Genomic DNA, 25582 nt, shown 5'->3' with positions numbered 1-25582 from the left:
AGAAAATGAAGAATATCCTCGCCATCCAGTCCCACGTCGTTTTTGGGCATGCTGGCAACAGCGCCGCAGAATTTCCGATGCGCCGTCTCGGGGCCAATGTCTGGCCGTTAAATACCGTTCAGTTTTCCAACCATACGCAATACGGCAAATGGACCGGTTGCGTGATGCCGCCCGCTCATCTTACAGAGATTGTTCAGGGCATCGCTGATATCGACAAACTCAAAACCTGCGATGCCGTGCTGAGCGGTTATCTTGGATCAGCCGAGCAGGGCGAGCATATTCTCGGTATTGTTCGCCAGGTGAAGGCGGCGAACCCGGCGGCGAAATATTTCTGCGATCCGGTGATGGGCCATCCGGAAAAAGGCTGTATCGTGGCGCCAGGCGTGGCGGAGTTTCACGTGCGTCACGCTCTCCCGGCCAGCGACATCATCGCCCCAAACCTCATTGAACTGGAGATCCTCTGTGAACATCCGGTGAACAGCGTGGAGGAGGCCGTTGCGGCGTCCCGTGAACTGATTGCGATGGGGCCGGAAATCGTGCTGGTGAAACATCTGGCCCGCGCCGGAATCAGCCCGGATCGCTTTGAGATGCTGCTGGTGACCAAAGATGAAGCCTGGCACATCAGCCGTCCGCTGGTGGATTTTGGCAGCCGTCAGCCGGTGGGCGTGGGCGATGTGACCAGCGGTCTGCTGCTGGTGAAACTGCTGCAGGGGGCAACGGTGCGTGATGCGCTTGAGCACGTCACGGCGGCGGTGTATGAGATTATGATCGCCACCAAAGCCCTGCAGGAGTACGAGTTGCAGGTGGTGGCCGCACAGGACCGGATTGCGAAGCCGGAACACGTTTTTAGCGCGACCCAGCTTTGACCTCAATGCCCGGCGGCGCTGCGCTTACCCGGCCTACAGGTCTTGTAGGCCCGGCAAGCTAAGCGCCGCCGGGCGAAAAGCGCTTACTTTAACCCTTCCGCTTCCAGTGCTGCCGCCACGGCAGGCCGCTCCGCCATACGCGCCATATAGGCGTCAATGTGGCTTAATCCTTCCATGTTCAGCTTCACGGCCCGTGCCCAGCGCAGGACGGTAAACAGATACGCATCGGCAATGGTAAAGCGCTGCCCGCAGATCCACTGATCCTCTTTCAGCGACGCGTTCACATACTGCAGTTTCTTCTCCAGCAGGGCGCGAACGATCGGCTTGTACTCTTCCGGGGTGTCCGGGCGGAACAGCGGGGTAAAACCTTTATGCAGTTCGGTGGCGATGTAGTTCATCCATTCAATGGTTTTATAGCGGGCGATAGTGCCGGCTGGCGCCAGTAGCTGGCGATCCGCGACGCTGTCCGCGAGGTACTGCATAATGGCAACACCCTCGGTGAGCAGGGTGCCATCTTCCAGCTGCAGGGCCGGAACCTGGCCTTTAGGATTCACCGCGAAAAAATCATCGCCGTTTTCCAGACGCTTTTGCATCAGATCAACACCGTTGAGGGTGAAGTCTTTACCGCTCTCGCGCAGCGTAATATGGGAGGCAAGAGAGCAGGCGCCTGGTTTATAGAACAGTTTCATCGGTCACTCCTGTTTACGTAGGTTTACCCTATGTTAGTGCGCCCCATAATAAAAAAAAAGCCGCTAACGCACAGTTAGCGGCTTGTAGTCAGTCGTTTCCCGATGACATTACACGGCGGCGGTGTTGCTCGCTTTAGCGGTATTGTCGTCGTCCTGAGTCATGCGGTTCAGTTTTGGTGCAGTCAGCATCATCAGCACAGCGATAACCGCAGTGGCGATACCAATCTGCAGGAACACGTCACCATAGACATGCAGCGACTGCAGCGGGTCGGTCACATCAGAAGGCACAGCCATCAGGTTGGCGATCTTACCGGCGATGATGGCAGCACCGGCAGTGGTCAGGAACCAGCTACCCATGATGAAGCCCATCAGACGCTGTGGAACCAGCTGTGCAACCATCGCCAGGCCCAGACCGGAGATCATCAGCTCACCGATAGACTGCAGGGCGTAGCTCAGGATCAGCCAGTTCACGGAGACGATACCCGCGTCGCTGGCGAATTCCGCGCCCAGCGGCAGTACCAGGAAGGCACCCGAGCAGAGCACCATGCCCACCGCGAACTTGTGCGGCATTGGCAGGCGGTCGCCCATCTTGTTGTAGATGGCAGCCAGGATCGGGCTACCTACCATGATCCAGAACGGGTTCAGGGCCTGGAACTGCTCAGGCTCGAACGCGATACCCAGGATAGAGTGCTCAACGTTACGGATCGCGAAGAAGTTCAGAGACGTTGGCATCTGGCTGTACAGCACGAAGAAGACAATCGCTTCAACCATCAGGATAAAGGCAACAATCATCTTACGACGCGCCGCGCCCTGCATGGAGAAGGCTTCTTTTGCAAAGATGCAGATGATACCCAGCGCAACCACGCCCAGCACCGCACGGGCAATACCCTGGTTGTGCAGCAGCCAGGTGGCGATAGCAACCAGCACGACAACACCAACCAGCGTCGCCAGCAATTTACCCATCTGTACCGGCGCAAAGTCAGGTTTTGAACCGTACTCTTTCACCCAGCTGCGGCAGAACAGGAAGTTCACCACGGTGATCAGCATACCGACGAAGCTCAGGGCAAACGCCACGCTCCAGCCGAATTTTGCTGCCAGCCACGGGGTTGCCAGCATGGAGAAGAAGGAGCCAATGTTGATGGACATGTAGTACATGGTGAATGCACCGTCCAGACGCGGGTCATCTTTCTTATAACAGGTAGAAAGCAGGGCAGACGGGTTCGCCTTGAACAGGCCGTTACCCACCGCGATGGTCGCCATACCCAGGTAAACCACGCCGGCATCGTGACCGGACCAGGCTACCAGACCATAACCGATCGCCAGAACGATGGCGCCCAGCAGGATGACACGTTTGGTTCCCAGTACTTTATCGCCCAGCCAGCCACCAATTGCGACCAGACCGTAGACCAGAGCACTGAAAGAAGAGAACAGGGTGATGGAATCGGCTTCGGACATACCCAGTTGTTTCACCAGGTAAACCGCCATGATCCCTTGCAGACCGTAGTAACCAAAACGCTCCCACAGCTCAATAGAGAATATGAGATAGAACGATTTAGGTTGTTTGAAAGCGTTAAGACTTACGCTCTCTTCAGCTGGTTTATTGTTTGCAGTAGACACATATACCTCTTTTTTTACATCCCATATTAACGGGGGTGTTCATAGCGTGATGACCGTAGTCCATCCGCTTTATAGTTATAGTGGGAGGGGAAACGGCGGGTAATGTTCACTATCCTGACCCGTCTGGCAAGACGTTTGTAATAGTCTGTTACATTTAACTCAAGCCCTATAATGCGCCAGAAACCTAAATGTTATTTAGCGTTAAATTTTACCGTTTCGGTGAAACTGGTTTTTTTCACTATTCAGTAGGGGAGAAAATCGCCGTATGGCGATATGTTCTGCTGTAAAAGGTGTTGGGCAGTGATATGGCCTATGTTCTGAAAAATAACCGGACATATCTACGGTTGAGAAGGGGGTATTTCTCGATGCTGTAGGGCTTTAGTAGCCATTTTGACACATAAAATTAACAGCGTGTGAACAGAGTGATCGCCATCACATTTATATAGAAAATTTTGCTGACGAAAAAACAATTAACCTGTTTGATTGTTATATAGCCGCACAATGCGCGAACCGTAAACTTTTGCTCAGACAGAAAAACTGCAAAAGGCGAGCCTGAAAGATACTCGTGCTTAATATAAGGTTTTCAGGTGATAAAAAAACCGTCGAATGACGGTTTCAGTGGTCGGTTTTCTCTTTAAATTCACAGAGATCTTCAATAATACAGGAGCCACAGCGCGGTTTACGCGCAATGCAGGTATAGCGTCCGTGGAGGATCAACCAGTGATGGCAGTCGACCTTGAACTCCGCAGGAACCACTTTCAGCAGCTTATCTTCGACCTGCTCCACGTTTTTGCCCGGAGCGAAGTTCGTTCGGTTGCAGACACGAAAGATATGAGTATCCACGGCAATGGTCGGCCAGCCGAAGGCGGTATTCAGCACCACGTTGGCGGTTTTACGGCCCACGCCAGGCAGTGCTTCCAGCGCCGCGCGATCTTCCGGTACCTCACCGCCGTGCAGCTCTATCAGCATCCGGCAGGTCTTGATCACATTCTCGGCTTTGCTGTTAAACAGGCCGATGGTTTTGATGTACGACTTTACCCCCTCAACGCCCAGCTCCAGCATCGCCTGAGGCGTGTTGGCGACGGGGTAGAGCTTCGCGGTGGCTTTATTGACGCTCACGTCGGTCGCCTGCGCGGAGAGCAACACCGCGATCAACAGTTCAAAGGGCGAGGTAAAATTCAGCTCGGTGGTCGGGTGCGGGTTATTCTCACGCAGGCGCTGCAAAATGGTTAAACGTTTCTCTTTGTTCATGAGGCCTTCTCAGGGATCCCTTCCTCTGCGCTGCGCGTGGCAGCGCGGCGTTTACGTTTCTCATCAATGAGGTATTTTACTGCCAGCATCATCCCCAGGCCAATAAACGCGCCAGGGGGCAGCATCGCCAGCAGGAACGGCGTATCGGTGTGGAACACCTCAATGCGCAGAACTTTGGCCCAGCTGCCCAGCAGCGCATCTGCGCCATCGAACAGGGTACCGTTGCCAAGGATTTCACGCATGGCGCCCAGGACAAACATCGCCCCGGTCGCCCCCATGCCGATGGCAAAGCCATCAAGGGCCGAAATCAGCGGATCGTTTTTCACCGCAAAGGCTTCGGCGCGGCCCACCACGATACAGTTGGTGACGATCAGCGGGATAAAAATCCCCAGCGACTGATAGAGTCCAAAGGCCCAGGCGTTGATCAGCATCTGCACGACGCTCACCACCGAGGCGATAATCATCACGTAGATCGGAATACGAATCTCTGACGGCGTCCAGCGGCGCAGGGCAGAGATCGACAGGTTGGTCAGGATCAATACCAGGGTGGTGGCAAGGCCAAGGCCCAACGCGTTGGTAACGGTGGAGGTGACGGCCAGCAGCGGACACATCCCCAGCAGCTGTACCAGCGCGGAGTTGTTTTTCCACAGCCCCTGAACAAAAACCTCTTTTACCTGGCTCATGAACGCTCCTCACAGGCGGGCAGATTGTTAAGTTGCGCAGGCAGCGATTGTGCGTAAACCCCCGCACGTTTAACGGCGTTCACTACCGCACGTGGGGTGATGGTCGCACCGGTAAACTGATCGATATCACCACCATCTTTTTTCACCGCGAACGCCGGATCGTCAATACCGTGGATCACTCTACCAGCGAAATGCAAAATCCAGTCGCTTAAGCGGGTTTCAATCTTATCTCCAAGGCCTGGCGTTTCGTGGTGCTCGGTCACGCGCGTACCCAGCACGGTGCCGGAAAAATCGGTGCCCACCAGCAGCCTGATAGCGCCGGAGTATCCATCCGGGGCGGTGGCTTCCATCACCACGCCGGTCGGCGTATCGCCTTTACGGGCGATAAAAATACGGTGGGTGCCTTTGCCAAGCGCTGGCGTCTGGACAAGATAACAGCTCTTCTGCAGATCGTTATCGTAGATATCTGCCGGGATCACCTGGTCAAACAGCGCTTTTTGCTGACGGGCCGCCTGTTCATCAATGGTGGATTTGGTTAAGCCGTTGACCAGCGCGGTCATGCCGGTGAGCACGGCGGCAAAGAGCGCCAGCGTCACGCCGTGTTTTTGCATCGTTTTTAACATGGCGAGATCCTTAGCGATGGCCGTACACGCGCGGACGCGTGTAGTAGTCGATGAGCGGAACGGTGATGTTCGCCAGCAGCACGGCAAAGGCCACGCCGTCCGGGTAACCGCCAAAGCTGCGGATCAGCCATACCAGCAAACCGGCCAGCGCGCCAAAAATCAGGCGCCCACGGTTGGTGGTAGAGGCCGTTACCGGGTCGGTCAGAATAAAGAAGGCACCCAGCATGGTCGCGCCGGAGAGCAGATGGATCTGCGGCGACGCCAGCGACGCCGGCGAGAAGAACCAGCCCAGCCCGGAACAGACCGCAAGCGTTACCAGGAAGCTCACCGGGATATGCCAGCGGATCGCTTTCTGCCACAGCAGGAACAGGCCACCGGCCAGGTACGCCAGGTTAACCCACTGCCAGCCCGCGCCTGCCAGCACGCCGCTGTAAATGGGCGACTGGAGGATCTGCTCTACGCTGTGACCCGCATGCAGAGAGGTTTTGAAGGTATCGAGCGGCGTCGCCTGGCTGATGCCATCCACCCCCAGACGCAGGGTGTTCATATCCGCGCCGCTGGCGGTATGGCCGGAGAAGATCACCTGCACGGCATCCATAAAGCCTGGCACCGTCGCGGCAATCTCATGCGGCGGCAGCCAGCTGGTCATCTGCACCGGGAAGGAGATCAGCAGCACCACATAGCCAATCATCGCCGGGTTAAACGGGTTATGCCCGAGGCCGCCATAGAGCTGCTTGGCGATGATCACCGCGAACACGGTGCCGAGCACCACCATCCACCAGGGGGCGAAGGGCGGAATACTGATGGCCAGCAGCAGGCCGGTGAGCAGGGCGGAATTGTCCGCCAGAATTTTGCCCACCGCGATTTTCCGCAGTTTGAGTACCAGCGCTTCGGCCGCCAGCGCGCTCACACAGCCAAGGATGATCTGCAGCAACGTACCCCAGCCGAAGAACCAGAGCTGTACGGCAATGCCCGGCAGCGCGGCCAGGCAGACCAGCATCATAATGCGCGATGTCTGGCGCTGGTTATGGGTATAAGGGGAGCTTGCGATTCTGAAAACCATTTAATCCTCGTTAACTGCCTGCTGTGCGGCTCTCTTCGCCTGTACCCGCGCGATGGCGGCAGCCACTGCCGCTTTGCGTGGATCGTCATTGGCTGCCGGCTCTTCTTCCTGTTGCGCCGCCTTGCGCGCTTTTGCCCGGGCAATGGCGGCTTCGACCGCGGCTTTACGCGGGTCGACGGGTACGGGTTCTTCCTGTTTTGCTTCCGGTGGCGCGGCTTTTCGGGCTTTGGCCCGGGCAATCGCCGCTTCGACGGCCGCTTTACGCGGGTCGACCGGAGCCTGTTCAACCTGAATATCGTCCGGCTGCGCCGCTTTGCGGGCTTTCGCCCGGGCGATGGCGGCCTCGACTGCCGCTTTACGCGGATCGACTGGCGCTGGCTCGCTCTGGTTCTCTTCCGGTGGCGCCGCTTTGCGGGCTTTTGCACGGGCAATGGCCGCTTCGACCGCCGCTTTACGCGGATCGACTGGCGCTGGCTCGCTCTGGCTCTCTTCCGATGGTGCCGCCTTGCGGGCTTTTGCACGGGCAATGGCCGCTTCGACAGCGGCTTTACGCGGATCCACCGGCGCTGGCTCGGCCTGAGTCTCTTCCGGTGGCGCCGCTTTGCGGGCTTTTGCGCGGGCGATGGCCGCTTCGACCGCCGCTTTACGCGGATCGGTTTCTGTTGATGCGGCGGCAGCCTGCGCTTTTTCCGCCTGACGGGCGCGGGCCTCTGCTTTGCGCGCTTCGCGGGCGGCAATCATCTCGCTGTTATCCGGGCGCTGACCCGCCGGGATCACCACATCTTCTGTCGCGGTGGCTTTCTTCTCGCGCACACGCGCCAGGGCAGCATTAATGGCATCCTGGTCTTTTGCCGCAGGCTGAACTGCCGCTTTCTTATGGCGCGCTTCTCGGGCGGCTTTCTCGCGTTCAAGGCGCTGCTGGCGCGCTTCAAACCGTGCTTTGGCTTCGGCTGCGCGTTTCTCTTCCTGGGCAATCGCGTAAATTTCGGCTTTCTCGACGCGGAAATATTGCACCAGCGGAATATTGCTCGGGCAGACCCAGGCGCAGGCGCCACACTCAATGCAGTCGGCCAGGTTGTGGGATTTCGCTTTATCGTGGATCTGCCCTTTGCTGTACCAGTAGAGCTGCTGAGGCAGCAGATCCGCCGGGCAGGCATCGGCACAGGCGCTGCAGCGAATGCAGCCTTTCTCTTCCTGCGTTTCGCCCATCTCGCTGACGGACGGCGCCAGCAGGCAGTTGGTGATTTTTACCACCGGGACATCCAGCCAGGGCAGGGTAAAGCCCATCAGCGGCCCGCCCATAATTACCATTTGCTCGGCGCTCGGGCAGAACCCGGCCTGATCCAGCAGATGACGAACCGGCGTGCCCAGACGCGCCCAGACGTTGCCGGGACGGCTAACCGATTCCCCGGTAAGGGTAACGACGCGCTCGGTAAGCGGCTCGCCGTCAACAACGGCACGTTTAACGGCATAGGCGGTGCCGACGTTCTGCATCAGGACGCCAATGTCAGACGAACGACCGCCGTGCGGGACCTGTTTGCCGGTTAAGATCTGGGTCAGCTGCTTGGCGCCACCGGAGGGGTACTTGGTGGGAATAACGCGCAGGCTGATATCATGGCTGCCCGCCAGCACCGCACGCAGCATGGAGATGGCCTGCGGTTTGTTATCTTCAATGCCGATCAGCACCTCCTGCGGCTGCAGAATGTGCGCGAGAATACGAATGCCCTCGACGATCTGCGCGGCGCAGTCCTGCATCAGACGATCGTCCGCGGTGATGTACGGCTCGCACTCGGCGGCGTTGATAATCAGGGTTTTGATCTTGTCGCCGCCGCCCTGCAGTTTGTTACCGGTTGGGAAGCCCGCGCCGCCCAGACCGGCGACGCCAGACTGATGAATGCGCTCGATCAGCGCCTCGCGGCTGTGGTTGCGGTAGTCGCTCCAGCCGTCGCGCTCAATCCAGCGATCTTCGCCATCGGCGTCGATGATGACGCACAGCTCAGAGAGGGCGGAAGGGTGGGCAACGGTATGGGGCGCAATCGCCACCACGGTGCCGGAGGTAGGGGCGTGCACAGGCAGCATACGTCCGCGTCCAAAGGTCAGCGGCTGGCCGCGTAACACGCTGTCGCCAGGTTTAACGCACAGCTCACCCTCAGCACCGATGTGCTGCTTCAGGGGGATAACAAAACGGTTGGCCAGCGGGATCTGGCGCAGCGGCGTACCGCTGGACTGGGTTTTCATCTCTGGCGGATGAATACCGCCATCGAAATCCCAGATCTTCTCTTTTCTGAAGGCAGAAAATAACTTAAGCATGTTGTTCCACAGGAATAATGCGCACCGGAATGGTCTGAAGATCCCATTTCCAGCTATCGGTCGTGGTGGCTACCGGGCGTAACTCAATGCACTGGGTCGGGCAGGGGGCGACACAGAGGTTACAGCCGGTACACAGGTCTTCCATCACGGTATGCATGGCGCGCGTGGCGCCCACAATGGCATCTACCGGACAGGCCTGAATACATTTGGTGCAGCCGATGCAGTTAGGCTCATCGATCACCGCCAGCATGCGCACCGGCTCCTGCGCGCTTTCATCACCATCGACCGGCTGGGGGTCGACGTTCAGCAGTTCGGCAATCTTCAGCATCACCGCTTCGCCGCCAGGCGCACAGCGGTTAATTTTTTCGCCGCCGCTGCCCACCGCCTCTGCGTAGGGGCGACAGCCAGGGTAGCCGCACTGCCCGCACTGGCTTTGCGGCAGTAGCTCATCAATTTTTTCGACAATCGGGTCATCCTCCACCGCGAAGCGGCGTGAGGCGTAACCGAGAATGATGCCAAACAGCAGCCCCAGAACACTGAGGGCAGCAATGGCAATCCAGATTGCATTCATTACAACTTCACCAGACCACTAAAGCCCATAAAGGCCAGAGACATAAGACCGGCGGTAACCAGCGCGATGGCGTTACCGCGAAACGGTGCCGGGATATCAGCCGCGACCAGGCGTTCGCGGATCGCTGCAAACAGCACCATCACCAGCGAGAAGCCGACCGCGGCGGAAAAACCGTACAGCGCCGACTGCAGGAAATTGTGCCCAAGGTTAATGTTGAGCAGCGCCACGCCGAGCACCGCACAGTTGGTGGTGATCAGCGGCAGGAAGATGCCGAGCAGGCGGTATAACGCCGGGCTGGTTTTACGCACCACCATTTCGGTGAACTGCACCACCACAGCGATAACCAGAATAAAGGCCAGCGTGCGCAGATAGGTCAGGCCAAGGGGGATTAAAATCCAGGTATCTACCCACCAGGCGCAGATCGAGGCGAGGGTCAACACGAAGGTGGTGGCCAACCCCATCCCCATTGCCGTTTCGAGCTTTTTGGATACGCCCATAAATGGGCACAGGCCAAGGAACTTCACGAGAACGAAGTTGTTTACCAGCACCGTGCCGACAAAGAGCAGTAAGTAATCGGTCATTATTCAGCCTGACATAAAAAAGCCGCCTATTATCGGATAAACCGGCGCAGGCGACAACAGGTTAACTGTAAGGTTATTACGGGTTCACAAAGGTGTTCTTTACGCGGGCCGAGCGCTTAAAGTACGGCACGAAAAGCGCGGTCACCAGCAGTGGGAAGAGGAGTTGACGCACTGCCAGCGCATCGGAAACCGGCGAAAAGGCGAAGGCTTTCACGGCCAGCAAGACAGAGACCAGCAGCCAGATAATATAGTGCTTAGGCACGCTCCGGCGGCGTTTAAAAAACGCGATGGTCAGCCACAGCGTGTAGTACCACATGGCAATCGCAAAGGCGAAAGAAATAAACCACATGACGATAGCAGAGGTATTTTGCGCGCCCAGCGTTTTAAGCGCGTGCGGCGTAATTAATGCAGTGGAATAAAGTACCAGTGCCAGCGACGCACTTAATAATGCAACCAGCAGCCAGGCGAGCGGAGCAAGTAACCAGCCGCCAATTTTTTCTCCAGCCGTTGTGGTCATGTTCTCTCCCGATAGTCAGCGAAAAGCGCGAACTGCAAATTAGCAGGGGCGAGAGTATATAACATTTCCGGGCAATGAGTACCCTTTTAGAGCACGTAACGCCACACCGACTTAGGCACTTCGCCAATGTTGAACAGGCGTCCACCAGAAACCAGCTCAGCGCGGCGATGGTCAGCGGCGCGGTACATGCTGATAATGTCCTGATTGTCACTCAGGGTGTAGTTCAGATGGTCAAAGAGCTTTTCCAGACTTTCAAGGGAATTAATTTTGCGAAATTTTAATAAATAGTCCTGAACTGTCATTTTAATAATTTTCCATATGAGTGAGTAATGCCAAAGGAGTAATTAGGTCGAATAATAAACGGTTCAAATAAGACGTAAACGGTTTGCCAAAGCGCACCGGCAAAAATAAGAGTTTTCTTGATTGATGAAATCAGGCGTCGGCCGACGCCTGGCGAAGAAGGTTAACGCTGTTCATGACGGCTGGCAATAAGCAACTGACATCATATGTCACTATTTTTGGTGAGCGTATGAGGCTTGGCTTGATTGAGGGTATTTACCGGCTCGGGTGGCTGGTAGTTATCAATATGACTGGCAACGGCGAGCAGTATCACCGACACGCCCAGCACGATCCATCCCGCTAACTCGATAATTCGATTAATTATTGTCGTCATGATTCTTGGTGATGTTTTATCCATAAATACAGATCCAGAATTTTACAGTGCGATATGCCTTCGGGCAAGCGCTTTACAAGGATGTTTTGCGATTGTATTCAGCGAGTTATAAATGTTAATCAGAAATTACTGATTGCTTCTGTTGCTATAGGGCAAGGTACGCCAGATTAATCTATTGTGACGGGAGAGGAGATAGTGTGAAATATGCAGGTCAAAAGATGAGAGGCGATTTCATGAGCGACAAAATCCGTGTTGGATTAATAGGTTATGGTTATGCGAGTAAAACATTTCATGCCCCGCTGATTGATGGCACCCCGGGGATGGCGCTGGCAGCCATTTCCAGCAGCGATGCGACGAAAGTTCATGCCGACTGGCCAACCGTGCCGGTGGTTTCTGAGCCGAAGCATCTGTTTAACGATCCCAATATCGACCTGATTGTTATCCCGACACCAAACGACACCCATTTCCCGCTGGCGAAAGCGGCCCTTGAAGCGGGCAAGCATGTGGTGGTGGATAAACCCTTTACCGTGACACTGTCACAGGCTCGCGAACTGGACGCGCTGGCAAAAAGCCTGGGTAAACTGCTCTCCGTCTTCCACAACCGCCGCTGGGACAGCGACTTCCTCACCGTTAAAGCCCTCATTGCCGACGGCTCTCTGGGGGAAGTGGCATTCTTCGAATCACATTTCGACCGCTTCCGTCCGCAGGTGCGTAATCGCTGGCGTGAGCTGGCGGGTCCGGGCAGCGGCATCTGGTACGATCTGGCCCCGCATCTGCTTGACCAGGCCGTTAACCTGTTTGGTCTGCCGGTGAGCCTGAACGTCGATCTGGCCCAGCTGCGCCCTGGCGCGCAGGCCACGGACTACTTCCATGCGGTGTTGAGCTATCCGCAGCGTCGCGTGGTACTGCATGGCACGATGATGGCGGCGGCGGAATCTGCACGTTACATCGTGCATGGCTCCCGCGGCAGCTATGTGAAGTTCGGTCTCGATCCGCAGGAAGAACGTCTGAAAAACGGGGAGCGCCTGCCGCAGGAAGACTGGGGCTATGACATGCGTGACGGCGTGCTGACCCGCGTGGAAGGGGAAGAGCGTGTGGAAGAGACCTGGCTGACTCTGCCGGGCAACTACCCGGCCTATTATGCCGGTATTCGCGATGCGCTGAACGGCCAGGGTGAAAACCCGGTCCCGGCAAGCCAGGCGATTCAGATTATGGAACTGATTGAGCTGGGTATCGAGTCCGCGAAACATCGCGCGACCCTCTGTCTGGCCTGAAAACAAAGCCCGGCAATGCCGGGCTTTTTCTTACCCGCGTGCGACCTTGTCGCGCAGCGCCTGCTTCTCGGCAGATGTTAAGAATGCCATCTCCAGACCATTGATCTGCGCCTGGCGAATCTGCTCGCGGCTCAGCCCGGCCTGCGGGGCGGCCACCGTGTATTCGTGAATAATATCGACCCCCTGAACCGCCGGATCGTCAGTATTCAGCGACGCTATCACGCCATGCTCAAGGAAAGTTTTCAGCGGGTGGTGCGCCAGCGTCGCCACGGTACTGGTCTGAATATTGGAGGTCAGACAGGATTCGATTCCGATGCGTTGCGCCGCCAGGAAGTCCATCAGGGCGCGGTCTTCCACCGCCTTCACCCCATGACCAATACGCTCGGCGCCCAGCTCGCGGATCGCCTGCCAGATGCTCTCCGGGCCTGCCGCTTCACCGGCATGGACGGTGATGTGCCAGCCTGCGTCGCGGGCGCGATTGAAGTGGGAGAGGAACAGACTGCCCGGGAAGCCCAGCTCGTCGCCCGCCAGATCGACCGCAGTGATATGTTCGCGGTGAGCCAGCAGGGCTTCGAGTTCCTGAAGGCAGGCGGCTTCGCCAAAGGTACGGCTCATGATCCCAATCAGGCGGGCTTCAACATCAAAGGCTTTACAGCCTTCGCGAACGCCAGCGATCACCGCCTCTACCACACCGTCAACCGGCAGGTTGTGGGACATGGCCATATAGCCCGGCGAGAAACGCAGTTCTACGTAATGCAGACCGTTGCGCGCGGCGTCCTCAATATTCTCGAAGGCAACGCGACGGCAGGCTTCCAGCGAGGCGAGGACTTTTACCCCCCAGTCGAGTTTGCTTAAAAAGCTCACCAGATCCGGTTCGTTTTCTGTTACCTGCACATGCGGGATCAGCGACTCAAGGTTTTGTGCGGGCAGAGCCAAATTATACTGGCGACCAAGATCCAGAATGGTCTGGGCACGGATGTTGCCATCAAGGTGGCGATGAACGTCAGTTAGCGGGAGGGTGGTATCAATCATGGTCGCACTCTTTATTAGGTAAAGTGCGACATATTATAAAAATAAAACGGGGCAAAAAGCTATTTGCGCAAGGTAAATATCCATTGCGCAACGCTATTACCGCAGGGCGTGAATCCCGGCAATCAGTCGTTCCACCCCTTGCTCCAGTTTACTGCGCGGGCAACCGGCATTGAGGCGGATAAAACCGTTACCCTCTTCGCCATAGGTATATCCCGGCATAATCGCCACTTTTTGCTGCTCAATCAGCACCTTTTGCAGCTTCCGGTCGTCGATATTTAGCGGTCGTAGATCGATCCACGCCAGATAGGTCGCCTCTGGCGGTTGCCAGTTTAACGCCGGAAAGGCACCATTGAGCCTGTCGGCTACATAGTGCAGGTTGGCCTCCAGATAACTGCGCAGCGCATCCAGCCAGGCTTCACCCTGTTGGTAGGCGGCAATATGCGCCACCAGCGCCAGCACCGAGGGCGAAGAGAGGCCGTCGCGCCCCTTTAGCGCCTGCAAATAGTCCATGCGGCTGGCTTCATCACCGATCAAACCGTATGCGCCGGTAAGAGCAGGAATATTAAAGCTCTTGGAGCCGGAGGTGAGAAGCGCCCATTTTCCCTGCGCCACTTCGCACCAGGGGATATGCTGATGGTTGCCCCAGACCATATCCATATGAATTTCATCGCTTACCACCGCCACGCCGTGACGCGCAGAAAGTTCAGCCATGGTCGCTAACTCGTCCCGGGTCCAGACCTTGCCCGTCGGGTTGTGCGGGCTGCAGAGCAATAAAATGGTGTTCTGCGGCTGTGCCAATACCGCTTCCAGTTCGGCCATATCGCACTGCCAGCCCGCCGCCGTCTTATGCAGGCCAACAGGCACCACCTGACGGTTATTGCCCGCAATGGCATTGTAAAACGCGTCGTAGGCCGGGGTGTGGATCACCACCCCGTCCCCTGCGTTGGACCACTGGCGAATCAGCTCCGACACCATATAGATCACCGAGGGGCCATAGACGATGGCGCTGGTATCGATGGAGCTGTTGAAGCGCTGCCGGAACCAGTGCCCTACCGCCCCAAGGAACTCGTCGTTTTTCCAGCGGCTGTAGCCAAACACTCCGTGGCTGATGCGAGCTTGCAGAGCCTCGATGATGCAGGGGGCAGTGGCAAAATCCATGTCCGAGATGGTAAACGGCAGCAGATCTGCGGCGCCGAAGCGGTCGGCAACATAGTCCCATTGGGTACACCAGGTGCCGTGACGATCCACGACGGCAGAAAAATCAAACATAACGTCTCCTTAAAAGAGAACCCCCTCCTGGGGAGGGGGCTGGGGCATCAGGCTTCTACTGTTCGCATCAGGGTCGCCAGCTCATCTTTCACCGACTGCACCTGCGGGCCGATGACCACCTGCAAATTGTGCTGGTTGAGCTGAACCACGCCGATGGCGCGATTGGCCTTCAGGGCGTTGGTGTCCACTTGGGACATATCTGCCACCGACAGGCGCAGACGGGTAATGCAGTTGTCCAGAGAGGTGATGTTATCCGCACCGCCCAGCGCCGCGAGGATCGCCGGCGTATTGTAGCCGGATTTGCCAGTTACGCCCGCCACTGCCTGCTCCACGCTCGCCGCGCTCTCAATATCGCGACCCGGCGTTTTCAGGTTAAAGCGGGTGATGGCGAAGCGGAAGATGCCGTAGTAAACCGCAAACCAGATCGCGGCCACCACCGGAACCAGATACCACTTGGTCGACAGGCCGTGCAGAATGCCGAACACCACAAAGTCAATCACGTTGCCGTCGGTATTACCGATGGTGACACCCAGCACCGCCATGGTGGTAAAGCCCAGGCCGGTCAGCACGGCGTGAATAAGGTACAGTACCGGTGCCACGAACAGGAACAGGAACTCGATCGGTTCAGTGGTACCGCCGACCACGCAGGCGATAACGCCGGAGATCAACAGGCCCTTAATCTTATGACGGTTTTCCGGACGGGCGCAGTGGTACATCGCCAGCGCCGCACCCGGCAGGCCGCCGAGGAAGGCTGGCATTTTCCCCTGGGAGAGGAAGCGGGTGGCACTCTCCGAGAAGCCGTGGGTGGTCGGGCAGCTTAACTGCGCCTGGAAGATGGTCAGTGCGCCGCTTACCGAGTGGCCGCAGACCTCCATGGTGCCACCGGCTTCGGTGAAGCGGATCAGCGCCACCAGGATATGTTGTAAGCCGAAAGGCAGCAGCAGACGCTCACCGGTGCCGAAAATCATCGGGCCAAAATCGCCCGCGCTGTTGATGATATGCCCGATACCGGTAATACCCAGGGCGAAAATCGGCCACACCAGCGGGATCACCAGGCCAAACAGGCCCATGGCGACGGTGGTAATAATCGGCACAAAGCGCGTACCGCCGAAGAAGGCCAGCGCATCCGGCAGGCGGATATTGTGAAAACGCTCATGCAGCAGCCAGATGATCACCCCTGCGATCACCGCGCCGAGGATCCCGGTGTCGATCGACTGGATCCCCAGTACGCTCTGGATGTTATTGGCTTTGAGCACCGCCGCGTCGGTAGTGGGCAGGATCCCCTTCGTAGTCAGCCAGAAGTTGACCGCCAGATTCATCACCGCGTACCCCACAAACCCGGAAAATGCCGCCACGCCTTTGTTTTCGCGGGCCAGGCCCAGCGGAATGGCGATACAGAACATCACTGGCAGGAAGCTAAAGGCGAAGGAGCCGACCTTACTCATCCAGATAAAAATTGCCTGCAAGACCGGGTTGCCCAGAAAAGGGATCAGGGTAATGACATCGTTACTGCTGAGCGAGCTGCCGATGCCTAGCATGATCCCACAGAAGGAGAGCAGTGCCACGGGCAGCATAAAAGTTTTACCCAGTTGCTGGAAAAACTCCCACAGCGAGATTTTTTGTGCTGCTTTCGCCGTCATAAAACGACTCCTTTATTGTTAAAATAGATTTACCTGCCTCAGTGCTGCGAGAAGATAAAACGTTTTATCAAAGTTTAGTGCGCGCTAAATCACATTCTCAGGCTTTGGCAGAGGGTATAAAGATAACGTATTGATAAAACGTTTTACCGATCTCATTATCAGGGAGACACCCCACACATGGCTGTAGCGAAAAAAATTACTATCAACGACGTTGCGCTGGCGGCGGGTGTCTCTGTGAGCACGGTTTCACTGGTTCTGAGCGGGAAAGGGCGCATCTCCCCTGCGACGGGCCAGCGCGTCAACGAGGTGGTGGAGCAACTCGGGTTCGTTCGCAACCGCCAGGCATCGGCGCTGAGGGGTGGGCAAAGCGGGGTGATTGGCCTGATCGTCCGCGACCTGACGTCGCCGTTCTATGCCGAACTGACGGCGGGCCTGACGGAGGCGCTGGAAGCCCAGGGGAGGATGGTCTTTTTACTCCATGGCGGCCGGGAAGCGGATCAGCTGCTCCAGCGCCTCGATATGCTGCTGACGCAGGGGGTGGATGGGGTGATCGTTGCCGGGGCCTCCGGGGTAAGCAATGAGCTGTGCGAGCGGGCGGCAGCCAAAGGGGTTCCGCTGGTGTTTGCCTCCCGCGCCAGCTATCTCGACGAAGCGGATACCCTGCGCCCGGACAACATGCAGGCAGCACAAATGCTGACCGAACATCTTATTCGCCGCGGCCATCAGCGAATTGCCTGGCTGGGCGGTAAAAGCTCCTCCCTGACGCGCGCCGAACGGGTGGGTGGCTACTGCGCGACGCTGATCAAATATGGCCTGCCGTTCCACAGCGAGTGGGTGGTGGAGTGTGAATCCCGCCACAAGCAGGCGGCGGAGGCGATCGGTAGCTTGCTGCGCGCCAGCCCCACCATCAGCGCCGTGATTTGCTATAACGACGTTATCGCCATGGGCGCCTGGTTCGGCTTAATCCGTGCCGGGCGCCAGAGCGGGGAAGGTGGGGTTGAAACCTTCTTTGGTCATCAGGTGGCGCTGGGCGCCTTTGCGGATGTGTCAGAGAACGCGCTGGACGATCTACCGATTGTCTGGGCCACCACCCCGGCGCGGGAAATGGGCTATACCCTGGCCGAGAGAATTATGCAGCGGATCGATAAAGCCGACGTGCAGGCGGGGCATCAGATTGTGTCGGCCCGCCTGGTGACGGTGAAATAACATTATCCATGCGGCGTGAGCGGGTTACGTTCCAGCCGCGCCTCCAGAGCCTCGACAAACTTGCGCACCTTAACCGGAATCAACCGCGACGTCGGGTAAACGGCCCAGACAGCCAGCGCTTCCGGCCTGGCATCCTCCAGCGCGATCCGCTCCACCAGGCCTTGTGCAAAGGCGGGCTCAAGGTACCAGCGGGACAGGTTGGCAATGCCCATGCCGCCCAGGCAGGCCTCAAAGATCGCCTCGATAGAATTCGCCGAAAACCGCCCCGATACTTTCTGTTTGCTTCGCTGTCCCCCCTGCTCGAACGTCCAGTGGGTGGTATCAGAGGTGGTTAAGCAGCTGTGCGCCGCAAGATCGCTGAGCGTTTTTGGATAGCCATGCTCCGTCAGATACGCTGCGCTGGCGCAGAGGTCTCGGGGGTTATCACAGAGGCGATGCGCCACCAGACGGTTGTCCCGCAGCGGGGCGATACGTAACGCCACGTCTATTCCTCTGCCGACAATATCAACCTGCTCATCGGTGGCGAGTAAATCGACCTGCAGGGCGGGATGCTGGCGCATAAAGTCGGGCAGCATCGGGGCGATGATTTTACGGCCAAACGCCGCCGAGGCGGTGATGCGAAGCCGCCCGGAAAGGGAGGCACCATCAGGAAAGAGGTCGGCCAGGGCGTTGGTCTTATCTTCCAGCAGCGCCTGGGCATGGGGTAAAAAGATGGTGCCGTCGCTGGTGGGTGAAAGGGAGCGCGTGGTGCGGTGTACCAGCCGGACCCCCAGCTCCGCTTCCAGATTATTCAGGCATCGCGACGCCGCCATGGCGCTCATAGAGAGCCGACGCGCGGCACCCGCGAGACTTCCCGCTTTGATGGCTTCCACGAATACTTCCACATCTTCCAGTCTCATTATCTCGATTCTCGTTATGCTGGCCTATCAAATTACACATCTACACTAATTAGCGTTATAGCGCCATAGTCACTCCACATCCTGATAAAGAGTGAATTCGGAGTGAAGATGAAAAAGAGGACAACGGTTTTAGCGCTCAGCGGCCTGTTTTTGGCAGGATCCGTTTGGGCTGACGCACCCGCGCAGATTAAACAGCAGGTGCCGGGTTACTATCGCCTGGCGGTGGGGCAATATGAGGTGACGGCGCTTTTTGATGGCTACAACGATCTCTCGCCGTCGCTGTTAAAAGGGCTCTCGGCCGTCAAAATTCGCGACCTGCTGGCGCAGCATAAGATTGATGCCGAGCGCATGCCCACCTCCTTTAACGCCTTTTTAGTCAACACCGGAAAACATCTGGTGATGATAGACAGCGGCGCGGGCCACTGCGTGCCGCAAACCGCAGGGCAATTAATTCCTAACATGGAAGCCTCCGGGTATCGCCCTGAGCAGGTGGACACCATCTTCCTGACCCACCTCCACCTGGACCACGTCTGCGGCCTGAGCGATGCCGCGGGTAAGGCGCTATTCCCTAATGCCACGGTTTACGTGCCGCAGGCGGAAGCTGACTACTGGCTGGATCCGGCGAAAGAGGCCAGCGCCCCCGCCAATGCAAAAGAGTATTTCGCTATCGCCCAACACGCTCTGGCCTCCTATAAAGCGGCGGGACGCCTGAAAACCTTCGTGCCGCCCGCCTCGCCGATCCCTGAAGTCCAGACGGCCTACGCTCCCGGCCATACGCCCGGCAGCACGGTCTATCGTTTTGCCTCTGAGGGGAAAGGCATCAACTTTATCGGCGACCTGATCCACGCCCCTGCGGTGCAGTTCCCGCACCCGGAAGTGTCGATTCGCTTTGACGTGGATGCGAAAAAAGCCACCTCATCACGTGGGCAAGAGTTCAACGCCCTGGCAAAAGAGGGCGAATGGCTGGCGGCAGCGCACCTGGCGTTCCCGGGCATCGGGCACATTACCGCCAACGCTCAGGGTTACAACTGGAACCCGGCGATTTACGGCCCGTATCAACGTGCGGCCGACGTGCCATTGCTGAAATAAGACGAGGCGATCGCAATGAAAAGTTACACCGTAACAGCGAATGGTATCCGTCAGTTTGTGGTTGAAGAGGGGGAAGGGGCGCCGGTGATCCTGCTCCATGGCTTTCCGGAAACGAACTATGCCTGGCGCTATCAAATTCCGGTTCTGTCGAAGCATTACCGGGTGATTGCTCCGGACTTGCGCGGGTATGGAGAAACGGATAAGCCGGCCTCCGGCTACGATAAACGCACTATGGCGCGGGATATCCTGGAACTGATGAATGCCCTGGGCCTGAAGAAAGTGGTGCTGGTGGGGCACGACCGCGGCGCGCGTGTCGCCACCCGCTTTGCGAAAGATTATCCGGAACGGGTGGATCGTCTGGTGGTGATGGATAATGTCCCGACGCGTATCGTGGCGCGGGATTTGAACGCCTCTATTGCCCGGGCGTACTGGTTCTTTCTGTTCCACCTGGTGCCCGATCTGCCGGAAGCCCTGATTGCCGGACGGGAGCATATCTGGCTACGCCACTTCTTCTCGGACTGGACTTACGATCCTTCTACCATCAGCGGCGAGGCGTTTGATACTTACGTCCGGGCCTATCAGGCGCCCGGTGCCGTGCGGGGGGCGATGGCCGATTATCGCGCCAACGCTGAAGATGTGGCGCAGGATCTGGCGGACGCGGCGATCAAAATTGCCTGCCCGGTGATGTCGCTGTGGGGCAATGATTTTCACGCTGTCGGCAAGCTGTTCGATATGCAGAGCGTCTGGGCGGAAATGGCGGACGATCTCAGGGCGTATGGTATTGAAGAGTGCGGGCATCTGCCCCAGGAAGAGCAACCGGAGAAAGTGAACGCCCTGCTGATGGATTTCCTGACCGGCTGGAAAGGATGACTGGCAATAAAAAACCCCTCCGCAGAGGGGTTTTGCTGTTTACTGCTGAGGAACCGCAGGCGCTGGCGGAGCAGCCGGTGCTGGCGGAGCCGCAGGTTCATCCGGTACCGCCAGGTTCAGCGCCGGTACGCCAAACATGCCGACGAACTCCTCCAGCGGCATCTTCTGACCATTCAGGGTCACCTGACCATTGCTGTACTGCAGGCTGGTGCCGATCACGTTATCTTCCACGGTGGTGATGCGGAACATCTGTCCCATCGCCGCCAGGCCTTTCACCTGCTGGCTGGCCAGCTTGCCGGCGTCATCTTCGTTATACCCTTCCAGCTTCGCAATCTGGGTCATGAACTCGGTCGCCATGTCCATCGGGATGGTCAGCTTGCTCTCCAGCGATTTCACGCTGCGATCCACTTCCTGCGCCAGGGTCTGCGCTTCACCGGTGGCGGTGGCGGGATCCTTCATGAACAACGACAGGTTGAAGTTGGTTTCGCCTTTGCTGTTTTTCCAGCTCAGCGGCGCGATAGTGACCACCGGCTCGCCTTTGAGCAGGATCGGCAGATTACCGAAGAAGGCTTCCGCCGCTTTCTGCTGATAGAGCGCCGGATTGTTGGTCATCAGCTCTTTATCCGCCAGCAGGGCCTGGCTTTGAGCGCGATACTGCTGGCTGAACTGGTGCCATGCCTGACCGTCAATATTGCCGATCTTCAGGGTCAGCTTGCCGGTACCCAGATCCTGATTCTGCACTTTCAGGCTCTTCAGGTTGTAATCCAGCTGGCTGTTGATGCTCTTGCCATCTTTGGAAAGATCCGCGGTGGCTTTCAGATCTGTGCCTTCCAGCACCGCCATCTCTTTGCCTTCAATGGCGATAGCCATTTTTTCGAGGGTCAGTTTCTGATCGCCGATGCGCTCGTCAAAACTGGTCAGACGGCTGTTGCCATCAATGTTCAGGTTATTGAAGGTCAGCTGGACTTTCTGATCGTACTCGTTCACCGCGTTGACCCGGCCGCTTGCCGCGTCACCTTTGAGCGAGACGTTTTTGCCGTCGCGATCGGCATCAAGCTGGAAGTTACCGCCGCTGAACGCTACCTGCTCGTCGCCATTCTCGTAATTCAGGGCTTTCAGGGCGATATCGGAACGGGTATCACCGGCATAGCTGATGCGCGTATTGACCTCAAAAGGTGACTCATTCTTCGCCAGATCGAACAGCGGCTTAGAGGCTTCGTTATTGACCAGGGTCGATTTGACCGAGGCCATAGAGGGGATGAGGTTGAAGGATTTCAGCTGGGCCAGCGGGAACGGACCGTGGTCGACATCTTCGTTCAGCACCAGGCTTTGTCCCGGTTGCAGCCACGGATTAGTGGTTCCTGCTACCGGCTTAACGACCATCTGCAGATGGCTGCTAAACACGCCGCGCTGATAATCCTGATAGCTCAGCTCCAGCCCGGCTTCCGGCGCGGTACGCTTAAGTTCACTGTTCGCCTGGGCCACCATCTCGCCCAGACGGCTCTCCAGCTGTTTCCCGGTGTACCAGGCCGCGCCAGTCCAGACCAGCCCTAATGCAACAATAACGCCTGCAGCTATAACCGATTTTTTCATCGTGATTATCCATAAAATGAAACCGAGCGGTGAAAACCGCCCGGTGAGGTCATAAGGTTAGCAATAGCTTAGCAAAAATTGTTAAAAAATTCAGCAAGTCACTGGAGCTTGTTGAATACCCGCGCCAGACGCCCGACGCCGCTGACGCTAACCGGGGAATCATTCGCGGCAATAAAGGCCGACTCACCAGGCTTCAGCACCAGGCGCTCCTCGCCCTTGCTCAGTACCGCTTCACCCTCAACGCAGAAGAGAATAGCCGCGCTCTGCTGGGCAATACGGGTCTCTTCGCTGCTGAGATCGTGCAGGGAAAACGCAAAATCCTCCACCGGGATGGGGAAGTCCAGCTCTGCGCCGTTTTTCACTGGCTGGGTGAGCAGCTCAGCCGCCGGTTTCGCGACGAATTTGACGTTGGCCACCAGTTCAGGGATGTCGATGTATTTCGGCGTCAGCCCCGCACGAAGTACGTTATCGGAGTTAGCCATTACCTCCAGCGCCACCCCTTGCAGGTAAGCATGCGGCGTTTCGGCAAACAGGAACATCGCTTCGCCCGGCTCCAGTTTCACCACGTTCAGCAGCAGCGGGGAGAAGAGGCCGCTGTCGTCCGGGTAAAATTCTGAAATGACGCGGATGGTCTGCCAGGGTTCGCCTTTCTGGCTGTTCAGGGCCGCTTTCAGTACCGCCAGCGCACGGGATTTTTCGTCCCCCTGCATATTCAGCAGGCTGGCGAAGAGGTGGCTCAGGCGATCGGCATCCGGTTTTTCAAGGAAGTGGGCAATGGCGCTGTGCGCCCCGGCAACCGGCTGCAGCAGCGAAACGATCTCAGAGAACTCGCGGAAGGCGTTCATCGCCAGGAACGGCGTCAGGGCGAAGACCAGTTCCGGTTTGTGGTTCGGATCTTTATAGTTACGCTCGGCGGCATCCAGCGGAATGCCTGCTGCGTTCTCTTTCGCAAAACCCGCTTCGGAGGCCTGCTTGTTCGGGTGAACCTGAATGGAGAGCGGCTGATCGGCGCAAAGTACCTTGAAGAGGAAAGGCAGTTCGCCAAAGCGTTCGGCGACGGCGCTGCCCAACAGCGTGGCTTTATCACCCTCGATAACGTCACGCAGGGAACGTTCGCCCTGGGCATCGGTAATTTTTGAGCTGCTCTTCGGGTGTGCCCCCATCCACAACTCTGCCATCGGCAGATTGTCCGGGTTGGCGATACCGTAGAGATCCGTTAACGCAGTTTTACTTCCCCAGGCATAGTGCTGCACTGAGTTGATGAGTTTTTGCATTATCAAGCCCTGTTTCATATGTGAAATTATCTGCCTGTATTAAAGCAATAAACCGCGCGGATGTAACCTGCGCGCGGAAAAAGTCGTACTAGTCTCAGTTTTTGTTAAAAAATTGTGTAGGATAGGCTGACTCGCTTTTAAGCAGGGCAGCGGAACATCTGCTCTAAATAAACAGACCGAAGCAGTAAGTGAGAGATCAATGTCGAATAAACCCTTTCATTACCAGGATCCTTTCCCGCTGGCCAAGGATCAGACCGAATATTACCTGTTAACCCGCGACCACGTTTCTGTCTCTGAATTTGAAGGACAGGAGATCCTGAAAGTTGACCCGCAGGCCCTGACCTTACTGGCGCAACAGGCGTTCCACGATGCCTCGTTCATGCTTCGCCCGGCGCATCAGCAGCAGGTTGCCGATATCCTCAGCGACCCGCAGGCCAGCGAAAACGACAAGTACGTCGCCCTGCAGTTCCTGCGTAACTCCGATATCGCGGCAAAAGGCATTCTGCCAACCTGTCAGGACACCGGCACCGCCATCATCATGGGTAAAAAAGGCCAGCGTGTCTGGACCGGTGGCGGCGACGAAGCGGCCCTGGCGCACGGCGTGTATAACACCTATATCGAAGACAACCTGCGCTATTCACAAAACGCCCCGCTGGATATGTATAAAGAGGTCAATACCGGCACCAACCTGCCGGCGCAAATTGACCTCTACAGCGTGGATGGCGACGAATACAAATTCCTCTGCATCGCCAAAGGCGGCGGTTCAGCGAACAAAACGTATCTCTATCAGGAGACCAAAGCGCTGCTCACGCCGGGCAAGCTGAAAAACTACCTGGTGGAGAAGATGCGTACTCTCGGCACCGCGGCGTGTCCGCCGTACCACATCGCCTTTGTGATCGGTGGCACCTCGGCGGAAAGCACCCTCAAAACCGTCAAGCTGGCCTCGACCAAATACTACGACAATCTGCCGACCGAAGGTAACGAGCACGGCCAGGCATTCCGCGACGTCCAGCTTGAGCAGGAATTGCTGGTGGAAGCCCAGAACCTCGGCCTCGGCGCCCAGTTTGGCGGCAAATATTTCGCCCACGATATCCGCGTGATCCGCCTGCCGCGCCACGGCGCATCCTGCCCGGTGGGGATGGGCGTCTCCTGTTCGGCGGACCGCAACATTAAAGCTAAGATTAACCGCGACGGCATCTGGATTGAGAAACTGGAAAACAACCCAGGTAAGTACATTCCGGAAGCGCTGCGGAAAGCGGGCGAGGGCGAGGCGGTACGCGTTGACCTGAACCGTCCGATGAGTGAGATCCTGGCCCAGCTCTCTCAGTACCCGGTCTCCACCCGTCTGTCGCTGAACGGCACCATTATCGTGGGCCGCGATATCGCCCACGCGAAGCTGAAAGAGCGTCTGGATAATGGCGAAGGGCTGCCGCAGTACATTAAAGATCACCCGATCTACTATGCGGGCCCGGCAAAAACCCCGACCGGCTATGCCTCCGGCTCCTTAGGGCCAACCACTGCCGGGCGTATGGACTCCTACGTCGATCAGCTCCAGGCCAACGGCGGCAGCATGATCATGCTGGCGAAGGGCAACCGCAGCCAGCAGGTGACGGACGCCTGCCACAAGCACGGCGGCTTCTACCTCGGCAGCATCGGCGGCCCGGCCGCGGTACTGGCGCAGGGCAGCATCAAGAGCCTCGAGTGCGTGGAGTACCCGGAGCTGGGTATGGAAGCGATCTGGAAAATCGAAGTGGAAGACTTCCCGGCGTTTATCCTCGTGGATGACAAAGGCAACGACTTCTTCAAACAGATCCAGTCCTCCCAGTGTTCGGCCTGTGTGAAGTAGTTTGAAAACCCTGCCGGGTGGCGCAGCGCCACCCGGCAAAGCCCGGCAAAAAAGAGCGCACAAAGCGCCATACCCTTTTTCTTATCTCATCAATACTTGTTTCTTTGAGCTGTGAGCAATCCACTTCAGTGTTATCAAGGAGAAAG

General features: G+C 57.4%; 24 protein-coding genes. 6 read left to right on the top strand and 18 right to left on the bottom strand.

The genetic code is table 11. The features are described from left to right. Positions 1-5 precede the first annotated feature (5 nt). Positions 6-866: a pyridoxal kinase PdxY gene (pdxY, locus tag ACT3IC_RS21845; RefSeq protein WP_103179379.1), complete on the top strand. Its 861-nt coding sequence runs from the start codon at positions 6-8 to the stop codon at positions 864-866. 83 nt (positions 867-949) lie between these two features. On the opposite strand, the gene gstA is transcribed toward pdxY, so the two are convergent. From gstA to blr, 12 genes are all read right to left on the bottom strand, one after another. Further along, the gene (gene gstA, locus ACT3IC_RS21840; RefSeq protein ID WP_159339031.1) at positions 950-1555 is read right to left on the bottom strand and encodes a glutathione transferase GstA; all 606 of its coding nucleotides are present in this window, start codon (positions 1553-1555) and stop codon (positions 950-952) included. A gap of 108 nt (positions 1556-1663) precedes the next feature. Then, on the bottom strand, positions 1664-3172 hold the full coding sequence (gene dtpA, locus ACT3IC_RS21835; RefSeq protein ID WP_103179381.1) for a dipeptide/tripeptide permease DtpA: 1509 nt from the start codon (positions 3170-3172) through the stop codon (positions 1664-1666). Between the two features lie 615 nt (positions 3173-3787). Then, positions 3788-4423 (bottom strand): endonuclease III, encoded by a 636-nt coding sequence (gene nth / locus ACT3IC_RS21830; RefSeq protein WP_103179382.1) that lies wholly within the window; start codon positions 4421-4423, stop codon positions 3788-3790. After that, positions 4420-5106 carry an electron transport complex subunit E gene (locus ACT3IC_RS21825; protein WP_103179383.1) on the bottom strand — a complete coding sequence of 229 codons (687 nt, stop codon included), beginning with the start codon at positions 5104-5106 and terminating at the stop codon, positions 4420-4422. Before ACT3IC_RS21825 ends, nth begins: the two co-directional genes overlap by 4 nt. Next, on the bottom strand, positions 5103-5729 hold the full coding sequence (gene rsxG, locus ACT3IC_RS21820; RefSeq protein WP_336997884.1) for an electron transport complex subunit RsxG: 627 nt from the start codon (positions 5727-5729) through the stop codon (positions 5103-5105). Before rsxG ends, ACT3IC_RS21825 begins: the two co-directional genes overlap by 4 nt. Before the next feature lie 10 nt (positions 5730-5739). After that, positions 5740-6792, bottom strand: coding sequence for an electron transport complex subunit RsxD (gene rsxD, locus ACT3IC_RS21815; RefSeq protein ID WP_103179385.1), 1053 nt, complete (start codon positions 6790-6792; stop codon positions 5740-5742). Then, on the bottom strand, positions 6793-9102 hold the full coding sequence (gene rsxC / locus ACT3IC_RS21810; RefSeq protein ID WP_473479353.1) for an electron transport complex subunit RsxC: 2310 nt from the start codon (positions 9100-9102) through the stop codon (positions 6793-6795). After that, on the bottom strand, positions 9095-9673 hold the full coding sequence (rsxB, locus tag ACT3IC_RS21805) for an electron transport complex subunit RsxB (RefSeq protein ID WP_103179387.1): 579 nt from the start codon (positions 9671-9673) through the stop codon (positions 9095-9097). The genes rsxC and rsxB overlap by 8 nt, the downstream gene beginning before the upstream one ends. After that, positions 9673-10254, bottom strand: a complete 582-nt coding sequence (rsxA, locus tag ACT3IC_RS21800) for an electron transport complex subunit RsxA (protein ID WP_039029166.1) — start codon at positions 10252-10254, stop codon at positions 9673-9675. Before rsxA ends, rsxB begins: the two co-directional genes overlap by 1 nt. 76 nt (positions 10255-10330) lie before the next feature. Next, positions 10331-10771 (bottom strand): DUF2569 domain-containing protein, encoded by a 441-nt coding sequence (locus ACT3IC_RS21795; RefSeq protein ID WP_103179388.1) that lies wholly within the window; start codon positions 10769-10771, stop codon positions 10331-10333. An 86-nt stretch (positions 10772-10857) separates the two neighbouring features. Continuing rightward, entirely contained in the window at positions 10858-11073 is a 216-nt protein-coding gene (ydgT, locus tag ACT3IC_RS21790) for a transcription modulator YdgT (RefSeq protein WP_103179389.1), read from the bottom strand. 200 nt (positions 11074-11273) lie between these two features. Next, positions 11274-11444 carry a division septum protein Blr gene (gene blr / locus ACT3IC_RS21785; protein WP_168192053.1) on the bottom strand — a complete coding sequence of 57 codons (171 nt, stop codon included), beginning with the start codon at positions 11442-11444 and terminating at the stop codon, positions 11274-11276. Positions 11445-11677: 233 nt separating this feature from the next. Between blr and ACT3IC_RS21780 the strand changes: the two genes are divergently transcribed. Then, positions 11678-12718 carry an oxidoreductase gene (locus tag ACT3IC_RS21780; protein WP_156654393.1) on the top strand — a complete coding sequence of 347 codons (1041 nt, stop codon included), beginning with the start codon at positions 11678-11680 and terminating at the stop codon, positions 12716-12718. Between the two features lie 30 nt (positions 12719-12748). Here ACT3IC_RS21780 and add read toward each other — a convergent pair whose 3' ends face one another. The 3 genes from add to malX all read right to left on the bottom strand — a co-directional run bounded on the left by add (position 12749) and on the right by malX (position 16659). Then, entirely contained in the window at positions 12749-13750 is a 1002-nt protein-coding gene (gene add, locus ACT3IC_RS21775) for an adenosine deaminase (RefSeq protein WP_159339027.1), read from the bottom strand. A 96-nt stretch (positions 13751-13846) separates the two neighbouring features. Then, the gene (locus ACT3IC_RS21770; protein ID WP_263950898.1) at positions 13847-15019 is read right to left on the bottom strand and encodes a MalY/PatB family protein; all 1173 of its coding nucleotides are present in this window, start codon (positions 15017-15019) and stop codon (positions 13847-13849) included. A 47-nt stretch (positions 15020-15066) separates the two neighbouring features. Continuing rightward, complete coding sequence (gene malX, locus ACT3IC_RS21765) at positions 15067-16659, bottom strand: maltose/glucose-specific PTS transporter subunit IIBC (RefSeq protein ID WP_473479347.1); 1593 nt, start codon at positions 16657-16659, stop codon at positions 15067-15069. Between the two features lie 177 nt (positions 16660-16836). Between malX and ACT3IC_RS21760 the strand changes: the two genes are divergently transcribed. Beyond that, positions 16837-17865: a Mal regulon transcriptional regulator MalI gene (locus ACT3IC_RS21760; RefSeq protein ID WP_473479344.1), complete on the top strand. Its 1029-nt coding sequence runs from the start codon at positions 16837-16839 to the stop codon at positions 17863-17865. Positions 17866-17867: 2 nt separating this feature from the next. Here ACT3IC_RS21760 and ACT3IC_RS21755 read toward each other — a convergent pair whose 3' ends face one another. Further along, positions 17868-18764: a LysR family transcriptional regulator gene (locus ACT3IC_RS21755; RefSeq protein ID WP_473479341.1), complete on the bottom strand. Its 897-nt coding sequence runs from the start codon at positions 18762-18764 to the stop codon at positions 17868-17870. 150 nt (positions 18765-18914) lie between these two features. Here ACT3IC_RS21755 and ACT3IC_RS21750 point away from each other — a divergent pair, with 150 nt between their 5' ends. Further along, entirely contained in the window at positions 18915-19853 is a 939-nt protein-coding gene (locus ACT3IC_RS21750; protein ID WP_473479338.1) for an MBL fold metallo-hydrolase, read from the top strand. Positions 19854-19868: 15 nt separating this feature from the next. Then, positions 19869-20723 (top strand): alpha/beta fold hydrolase, encoded by an 855-nt coding sequence (locus ACT3IC_RS21745; RefSeq protein ID WP_336997765.1) that lies wholly within the window; start codon positions 19869-19871, stop codon positions 20721-20723. Positions 20724-20762: 39 nt separating this feature from the next. On the opposite strand, the gene ACT3IC_RS21740 is transcribed toward ACT3IC_RS21745, so the two are convergent. Beyond that, a complete protein-coding gene (locus ACT3IC_RS21740; protein ID WP_473479335.1) occupies positions 20763-22316 on the bottom strand; it encodes a YdgA family protein in 1554 nt (517 codons plus the stop codon). A gap of 98 nt (positions 22317-22414) precedes the next feature. After that, complete coding sequence (manA, locus tag ACT3IC_RS21735) at positions 22415-23590, bottom strand: mannose-6-phosphate isomerase (protein ID WP_214421914.1); 1176 nt, start codon at positions 23588-23590, stop codon at positions 22415-22417. Positions 23591-23789: 199 nt separating this feature from the next. On the opposite strand from manA, the gene fumA reads away from it, so the two are divergent. Continuing rightward, on the top strand, positions 23790-25436 hold the full coding sequence (gene fumA, locus ACT3IC_RS21730; RefSeq protein WP_103179401.1) for a class I fumarate hydratase FumA: 1647 nt from the start codon (positions 23790-23792) through the stop codon (positions 25434-25436). Positions 25437-25582 lie beyond the last annotated feature (146 nt).

Source organism: Leclercia sp. GHBNCSD, from assembly GCF_055805075.1.
Note: the sequence above shows the minus strand (reverse complement) of the source record. Positions and strands in the feature narration are given on the sequence as shown.